The organism is Haloarcula terrestris, from assembly GCF_031624315.1.
Taxonomy (GTDB): domain Archaea; phylum Halobacteriota; class Halobacteria; order Halobacteriales; family Haloarculaceae; genus Haloarcula; species Haloarcula terrestris.
In genome coordinates, this window is record NZ_JAMQOM010000011.1 from 74,201 (window position 1) to 82,366 (window position 8,166).

At 59.6% G+C, this 8,166-nt stretch carries 7 protein-coding genes and 1 pseudogene; 4 read left to right on the forward strand and 4 right to left on the reverse strand.

All coding sequences use genetic code 11. From position 1 onward, the window contains the following. Positions 1–74 precede the first annotated feature (74 nt). The 4 genes from NDI54_RS18410 (at position 75) to NDI54_RS18425 (ending at position 5,959) form a co-directional block, all read left to right on the forward strand. Complete coding sequence (locus tag NDI54_RS18410; RefSeq protein ID WP_406600206.1) at positions 75–1,019, forward strand: hypothetical protein; 945 nt, start codon at positions 75–77, stop codon at positions 1,017–1,019. 2 nt (positions 1,020–1,021) lie between these two features. Continuing rightward, complete coding sequence (locus tag NDI54_RS18415) at positions 1,022–1,327, forward strand: hypothetical protein (RefSeq protein WP_136718530.1); 306 nt, start codon at positions 1,022–1,024, stop codon at positions 1,325–1,327. Between the two features lie 2 nt (positions 1,328–1,329). Beyond that, the gene (locus NDI54_RS18420) at positions 1,330–3,495 is read left to right on the forward strand and encodes a type B DNA-directed DNA polymerase (RefSeq protein WP_310897869.1); all 2,166 of its coding nucleotides are present in this window, start codon (positions 1,330–1,332) and stop codon (positions 3,493–3,495) included. A gap of 1,186 nt (positions 3,496–4,681) precedes the next feature. Next, positions 4,682–5,959, forward strand: coding sequence for a Cdc6/Cdc18 family protein (locus NDI54_RS18425; protein WP_121571058.1), 1,278 nt, complete (start codon positions 4,682–4,684; stop codon positions 5,957–5,959). A gap of 362 nt (positions 5,960–6,321) precedes the next feature. On the opposite strand, the gene NDI54_RS18430 is transcribed toward NDI54_RS18425, so the two are convergent. The 4 genes and pseudogenes from NDI54_RS18430 to NDI54_RS18445 form a co-directional block, all read right to left on the reverse strand. After that, positions 6,322–6,645 (reverse strand): hypothetical protein, encoded by a 324-nt coding sequence (locus NDI54_RS18430; RefSeq protein WP_138246838.1) that lies wholly within the window; start codon positions 6,643–6,645, stop codon positions 6,322–6,324. Positions 6,646–6,848: 203 nt separating this feature from the next. Then, positions 6,849–7,523, reverse strand: coding sequence for a MarR family transcriptional regulator (locus NDI54_RS18435; protein WP_138246839.1), 675 nt, complete (start codon positions 7,521–7,523; stop codon positions 6,849–6,851). Between the two features lie 71 nt (positions 7,524–7,594). Continuing rightward, positions 7,595–7,888, reverse strand: coding sequence for a hypothetical protein (locus NDI54_RS18440; protein WP_138246840.1), 294 nt, complete (start codon positions 7,886–7,888; stop codon positions 7,595–7,597). A 183-nt stretch (positions 7,889–8,071) separates the two neighbouring features. Beyond that, a pseudogene (locus tag NDI54_RS18445) lies at positions 8,072–8,166 on the reverse strand (IS5/IS1182 family transposase); the annotation flags it as partial.

The following is an 8,166-nucleotide window of genomic DNA, read 5'->3' on the forward strand; positions in this document are numbered from 1 at the left end:
TCTGTCTCGTGCCTTCCCTGAAACGCGGAAGCGACACGCTGCGGCTTATCGGGAATGTGGACCTCTATTCGAGTATGGGAGAACACTCAACGTCGAACCGATTGGCGGTGGACCAGCCGACACGGGGCGCTGACCGCAATCGGTCCCTTGCTGACCAGGCCGATCCGACTACGGACGAGATGTTGTTGCCGTCACTCGGCGACGGCATCACGCTGCTCGACGTCGAGGGAGGCCGCGGCGTCCCGATCCTGCAGTCGCTCGTACTCGACCATCTCCTCCTGCACGACGGGCCCGCCTTCTGGGTCGACGCAAATGGTCACGCGACGACGACGACACTCGCCCAGATCGCGCCCAGTCAACGGTTGCTCAACCGAATTCACGTCGCCCGCGGATTCACCGCCTACCAGCACTACGGCGCCGTCTGTGATCTCCCGCCGGCAGTGAACAAGTCGATCCAGATGTCTACCACTGACGCCGGGGCGGCCGGTCGAGGGGAACCAAGTCGTGACGAGGACACGTCGCCCCACACCCCCGCCCTCATCGTCGCGCCGGCCGTCGACGCCCAGTACCGCGCCGACGATACCCTCGGCGAAACCCACGCGGGAACCCTTCAGGCTCGAACTCTCGCTCAGTTGGCAACCTACGCCGAGGGGTACGACATCCCGGTGCTCGTTACGCGAAACGAACGAAACGAATTCACCGAGTCAGTCGCGACGGTCGCCGACCATCACCTGGAGTGCGAGCAGACTCGGATGGGGCCACGGGTCGTCGGCAAAGACTTCGAGACGCTCGTCTATCCCGTCGACGACGGCGCGTACTACCAGACGACGTTCGCGTACTGGCGGCAGCTGCTCGCGGCACGCGCCACGCAGGTCGGCATGGAGCCGACGACGCCGGCGCCGTCGACGCCGACTCCGGAGGGCGTCGGGACGGGCGTCACAGCTGACGGTGAGACGGTCGCGGCCACCGCGGATCCCCTGCTCGATGCGTGGACCGCAACCGGGACAGGAGGGCGATAGCGATGGGGCGCACAAACCCGACGTACCGAGATGCACTCCGGGCCATCGAAGAGCGGTGGGCGGAGTTCCGCCGGGCACTGCGGCGTCGCGACCAGCCGCGCTTCGACCGGCTGTTCGAGTACGCCCGCGAGCACGCCGACGCGAGCGGGCTATTGAACCACCAGAACCCGCTGCTGCCGGCGCTGCTCAGCATCGATCTCGAACAGGAGGCCCGCCTCGACGACCACGAGGAACGCCTCGAAGAGCTCGAAGCCGCGGTAGCAGCACGCGATGACCAAGAGAGTGCCCCACCAGACTCGGACCCGTGACGATGCCGTTCAGTATCGACTTCCTAGACGATGGCCGCGTTCTGGAGTGGGAGGCAACCACTGACGGCGCCGTCGCGACCGAGCGCGATGACTACACCCCACGCTTCTACGTCGCCGCTCGCGACCCTGATGCCGACCTCGACCTCACGACACTCCAGTCGGTGTACGACCAGCACCCGGATGTCGTCGCGACCGAGATGGTTGCGCGACGCCCCGGCTTTCGACGAGACGAGGAGGCCGTTCTCGCCGTCGACGTCGCCCACATCGACCGCGTCACCCCACTCGCCCGGCAAGCGCGTCAACTGTCGGCCTATCCAGTCGGGGATCTCGCCTGTTTCAACGTGGACTTCTCGCGAGAGTTCCGGTACTGTCTGGAGACCGGCGCCGATCCGATGCCGGCGAGCGAGCTGTCGACGCTCCGGCTCAGCGTCCCGGTGACCGAAACGAGCAACGACGTCTACGGCGAGCTGACCGTCGCCGGCGATACTGTTACCGGCTCGCCGACGGATCTCCTGACCGCCGTCCAGAGGGCGCTCGACGCGCACGATCCGGACGTCCTGGTCTGCTCGACGAGCGAGATCGTCCCGACCCTGTACGAGATGGCGACGGACGCCGGCGTCGACGACTTCTCGCTGAGTCGGTGGCCGGACGTCGACTACCAGCAGCTCGCGAGCCGGTCGACGTACTCGAGCTATGGTCGCGTCGGCCACTCGCCGGCACGGTACAACGTGCCCGGCCGGGCGATCATCGACGAATCGAACACGTTCTTCTACGGGGAGACGAACCTCGAGGGCGTCCTCGACCTCGTGTCGCGCTCGAACAAGCCCGTCCAGGAGCTCGCGTGGGCGTCGATCGGGAACGTCCTCACTGCCATCCAGATCTGTGAGGCCCACGACCGCGGTGTCCTCGTGCCGTGGAACTCGTGGCGCCACGAGTTCTACAAGCCAATGGGGACGCTCCACGACGCCGACCGCGGCGGCTTCATCTTCGCACCCGAGGTCGGCCTCCACGAGAACGTCCACGAACTCGACTTCTCCTCGTTGTATCCGAACATCATCTGTACCCGGAACGTCTCGCCGGACGTCATCCGGTGTAGCTGCCACAGCGACCGCGACGACGTCCCCGGCCTCGGATACTCGATCTGCGACGACCGGGGCTACCTCGTCGACGTGCTACAGCCGATCATCGACGCTCGCGACGAGATCAAGGCGGCCATCCGTCGCGAGAAGGAACGGGACGACCCCGACGAGGACCGGCTGGCGGAACTCGAGGGACGGTCGGGAGCGCTGAAGTGGATCCTCGTCGCCTGCTTCGGCTATCAGGGGTTCAGCAACGCGAAGTTCGGTCGCATCGAGTGCCACGAGGCGATCAACGCGTTCGCTCGCGAAATTCTGCTGACGGCGAAACAGCGACTGGAAGCTGGCGGCTGGCGGGTCGTCCACGGCATCGTCGACTCCATCTGGGTGACCCCGGACCCCGACGTCGACGACGAGGACCGCGAGGACTTCGAGACGCTCGCGACGGAGATCACGGAACGCGTCGAGATTCGGCTCGAACACGAAGCTCAGTACGACTGGGTGGCGTTCGTCCCGCAGCGCGAGAGCGACGCCGGCGCGCTGACGAAGTACTTCGGCAAGGTCGCCGGCGACGACGACTTCAAGGTCAGAGGCATCGAAGCCCGGCAGCGCTCAACCCCGCCGTTCATCGAGGACGTCCAGCGGGACTGTCTCGACCGTCTCGATGCGACTCAATCTCCGGACACCGTACTCGACTGTCTCCAGGACGCAATCAAGCGCCTCCACGCTGGGACGGTGCCGGTCGAGCAGCTCGTCGAACGGAATCGTGTCTCCAAGCCGCTGGAAGGATACACGCAGAACACGCAGAACGTGGCGGCGCTGAAGCGGGCTCGGAACCAGGACCTCGCTATCCACCCGGGACAGGACATCGAGTACGTGGTCGTCAACGACGAGAAGAGCTCGCGAGAGCGGGTCGCGTTGGCCCACGAAGAGGTAGAGTCGTACGATGCGTCGTACTACGAGACACAACTCGTCAGAGCTGTCGAGAGTGTGCTGTCACCGCTTGGCTGGGATCGGACGGAGATTCAACGCGAGATCGCGGAAATTCGGGAAACGGACTTGACCGCCTTCACTGAGATTGGAAGAAGTTAACCAACACTATCGAAGTATCGGGAGGTTTGTTGGTTAATGCTGAGTGGAGACACGGAACGGACCTGGAGAGAATACTTCGCCCACACACCCCTCGTCCAGAGTGAAAACCAATCAAGAGAGTGGGGTGAGGTCCACGGGAAACGGGGGTTCTCGTGGGAGAAGCTCAACAAGAATCACGGTAAGACTGCCTGAGACGAGAGAACACGGAAGAAATGGAACAGCAAACACGAGTAGCGGTTCGAAACCATCCGGACGAATGCCGCCTTCGTCCTCTTCCCTGTGCTGAATGCACTTGGAGAGTGGTAGGAGGTAGGTAGTAATAAAACTTCTAGGTAATACTATGCAAGTTGGTATGTTTGGAGGGTCTTCGACTGTGTGACGACTGCTGTTCGAGGGATACTCGTCTCACGTCTTGTGATTTCGGCACTTCCCAGCCAACTCGTCGTGTGGTTTCCGCCGGGTCAACCGAGGTACTCTCGTAGCGTTTCACTCTGGACGAGGGGTGTGGGGGTTCGATTCCATCGTCCGCGTATTATGAGACGTTGAAGGAACAATCGTCATTCTGACTATTCGCCAACCAGCGAACCGGCATCAAAGCCGAAATCGGGATTGGTATCTCCCGATCTCCCTCATCAATCGGAATCAAGATACTCAATCCCGACAGTTCCGATTGTACCCTGCTTTGCTTCGGCTGGAGATCTGACCTGCGTCTTCACTCTTGACAGGGGGTGCCGATGAACGCTCGTCACCCTCACTCGAGGTTCACACTCCACTCCAGCTCGTCACACCGGCGCTTTCACTCTGGACGAGGGGTGTCTGCCGTGCGTCAGACGCCCAGTGCCGATGTATCCTCTCATAGAAATGATTGATTACACGGTCCGGGAGATACACTCTGGACGGGGGGTGTCGTCTCAACCAAGTACTTTGCTCACCGGGTGGAGGGCTATTCACTCTTGACCGGGGGTGTGTCAAACCCGCTCCAGTCTGGCGTTTTCACTCTGGATTGGGGGTGCCGGTCTGCGTCGGTAACTCTCGCTCCGAATCCGATTTCACTCGGGACCGACTCGACTCTTTGTGAGGATGATACGCCAGCGACAAAACATCAGAAGACGACCATAGCCCGATTTACACTCTGGTCGAGGTAGCCAAATCATTAAGTAGGTCCCATCCGCGATGTCTGATATTGATGGCTGAGGAACCGTCCCAACTCTCTGACTTCGACGGCCGCTACGAGGATCCCGCTGACGATCCTCTCTTTGACTTTGATGAAGACGATCCCGACCGAGCCAATATTTTCGCTCGAAAGGAACTGCTGAAGGTTGGCCACGTCCCTGAAAGCGGCCGTATCGTCGGCCGGGATGGCGAGATCAAGGCCGTTGCTGCTGAACTCAGGCCGATCGTTCGTGGTGATCCACCCAACAACGTGATTATTTACGGCAAAACGGGAACCGGGAAGTCGCTCGTTGCCCGTCACGTCACCGAGCGAGCACGGCGAGCCGCGGAGTCGAACGGTGTGTCCGTCGGCACGGTCTACGTCGACTGTGCGCAGCACAACACACAGACACGCGTCGCGAGGACGGTAACTCGTTCACTCAACGAGACGGACGAGACTGACTTCGATATTCCACGCGCAGGGATTGGCAGCGGTGAATACTACGACTATCTCTGGGAGATTCTGGATACTGCCTACGAGTCAGTCATCATCATTCTCGACGAGGTGGACCGACTCGATGACGATGATATTCTTATGCAGCTCTCGCGGGCTCGCGAATCGGGGAAAGCGGATTGCCACCTGGGCGTCATCGCCGTCAGCAACAAGATCGAGTATCGCGACCAGCTGAACGAACGCGTCAAGTCGAGTCTTCGCGAGGAGGAGTTCGTCTTCCAGCCCTACGATGCGAATCAACTGCGCGAGATTATGAAGCACCGACGGGACGCGTTCCACGATGGCGTTCTCTCGGATGATGTGATCCCGCTGACGGCGGCACTAGCCGCTCAAGAACACGGTGACGCCAGAAAGGCCATCGAAATTCTTCGTCACGCCGGCGAACTAGCCGAACGAGAAAACGTCGACACAGTCGTTGAGGAACACGTTCGTGATGCTCAGGAGTGGGCTGAAATCGATCGGTTCGAGGAGCTTCTCCGTGGATCGACGACCCAGGTCAAATTCATCCTCTATTCGCTCGCGCTGCTCACCGAAGAGAATCCGAACGAGGATGGATTCTCTACCAACCGGATTTACGAACGGTATCAAGCGACGACAGAGAAGGCCGATGCGAAGACTCTCAGCGAGCACCGCGTCTATGAGCTGTTGAAAGAGCAGGCGTTCCTCGGTGTCGTTGAATCAACTCGGACCGGTGGTGGCCGGGGTGAAGGCAGTTATCTCGAACATCGGTTGGTTCAGGACACGGGTATCGTGTTGAAATCTGTCCTTCGGGACAGCCGGTTGGAGGACTTGGCCTAGCTCCCGTTTCGGTCGCTGACCACACCCCTGGTCACGAGTGTATCTCTCGACACGTCGGGCACGTGGGGTGGGTGATCCGAGGTCGTCTTCTACTTCCACTAATCGACTTTGGCCGGGTGAGGAAACGACGGAAACGTGGGGGGTGTGATCCCCTCAACTGTGGCCGCATTCCTTCTATGGACCTCCAGTTACGACGGAAACGTGGGGTGGGTATCTTCTCTTCGCGTTTTACCTGTCTGGGCTGACCGGACCCATTCACACTGAGGGGTGTGGGGTGGGTTGAACCCATTCACATTCTGGGGGGTGTCCTCTGCTACGCTACTAATTTCGCTCGACACACCCCGGCCCCAGTTCACTACCGTCTATTCGTCGGGACTGACGGGGCCTTTATACTGGGAACGAACTTTTTCGCCTTCTCGCCACTGCCAGTAGTAGTAGCGGTTGTCGTTAATCTCCTTGATCGTGATCGTGGCCTTCGCCGGGACGTCGTCCGGAAGATCGTCGGGGCGTTCTTCAATCTCGTTTTCATCTGAGTCATCTTCGAGACGTGCCTCGCGAGCTTTGTGCTCAGCTAGCTCTTCAGCGTAGCGGGCAACGTGCTGGAGCTGCTCAGAAGAGGACTCGTTGAGCGTATTGACGAGGTCTGTCGGGAGTTCCGCCGGCGGCGTCGGTGGCTCGTAGGACATCAGCGGTCGCCTCGTGTTAACCAACAAAGCGCGTATCGGCATAGATTTGTTGGTTAATCAGGTATCGGCTCGTCGCGGGCTGAAGAGTATGAATAGCAAACTATTCACAAATAGCAACCGGGGGCGCTGTCGATGTCAAACCAACGGCAATCAATTAAACCTCACCGTAGCGGAGGTCGAGAACGCAATTGGTGCTGTGAAACTCACGACCATTCTCTTTCTGACTCACGGTAGGAAACGTCGAGATCGAGATCGTCGTACATGCGATCGAGCATAGCGAGTGCTGACTGAAACGTCGCATAATGCTCCTGCATGAACGCTATCGTCTCGAGCCGAGAGATGACTGGATATCCTTCGACGTGGTCGGGGTTGAGCACGGAACGCTCGTCGAGGACGATTTGGAGAGGGCCTTCAAACGAGTCCTCCGGTCGACGCTCAAATCCTGTTGGGATTCCAAATTGTTCGAAAAAACGCTGCCAGGCGTCGACGTCCTTCTCACGGACAGCAAGAAAGAGCGGGTAGTCGTCGGGCTCGCGACCGACTTGGTAGCCGCCCTGAGTCCACACGTAGACGGCGTCGATCCGCGTGAACGCGAACGGCCAGTCACCGAACTGTGGGAGTACGTACGCCTCTTCGATGGACGGTGGGTTCACGCCGCCACTCGTGGCCAGCAGGTCTTGTGCCGCATTACGGACGCGATCGTCGGTCACGAACAGTCCGTCATCATATCGAAGATACCCTGCATCCTCTAGTTGATTGACTGCTTGTCGAACCGTTTCGTAGGGGATGTGGAGATGTTGGGCTACCGTTCGGATCGAATCCCCAGGATTGACTGCGAGCAACACTCTAGCAGCAGTCTCATCAAACGGTTCGTACATCTAATAATTACCAATATTATGGTAACAGTCAAATAGATTACTACACTTTCGGCTATGCCGTTCTGAACGGCCTATGCAATCCGTCTGACTGACTCAAGTCCCGAGACACCAGCCAGTCTGTCTCTAATCTCCTCCTCGCCAATCGCCGTAGTCCACCGGACCGTAATTTCGACGGTAATGAGTGTTGCCGACAGCTGTGGCTCGATACTATCCAATTCGTCAATCGTGACGTCATCGATAGTTTCGGGCCGCGAGAGACGCTTCTCAGCGTCAGTGACGAGGTCCCTATCTGCGCCGCAGGGGATTCGAATCGTCACGACGGCAATTGTCGTCGATTCTGGGTCGGTGGTATTGGATACTGCCATATTTTCATCTCCGTTGAGGGGCGTCTCACGGGCCAGATGTTCGACAGCTGTACTCCGAGTGCGCGAGGGACGATTCGAACGTCCGTCTCGGTCGTGGCACGACCGTGTGTTTCCGAACTCCACCACTCGCGCATCCTCAAAACAAAAAATAGGCTCTGTAGTTTCGATACACTGCGCTGGATTTCACGGATATCGGACGCTCCGACGAAGGTTGTAGACGGTGGCTTTGAGGATGATTTCACGGAATTCGAGCCACCAGCTTCGCGCACGCACGGCAC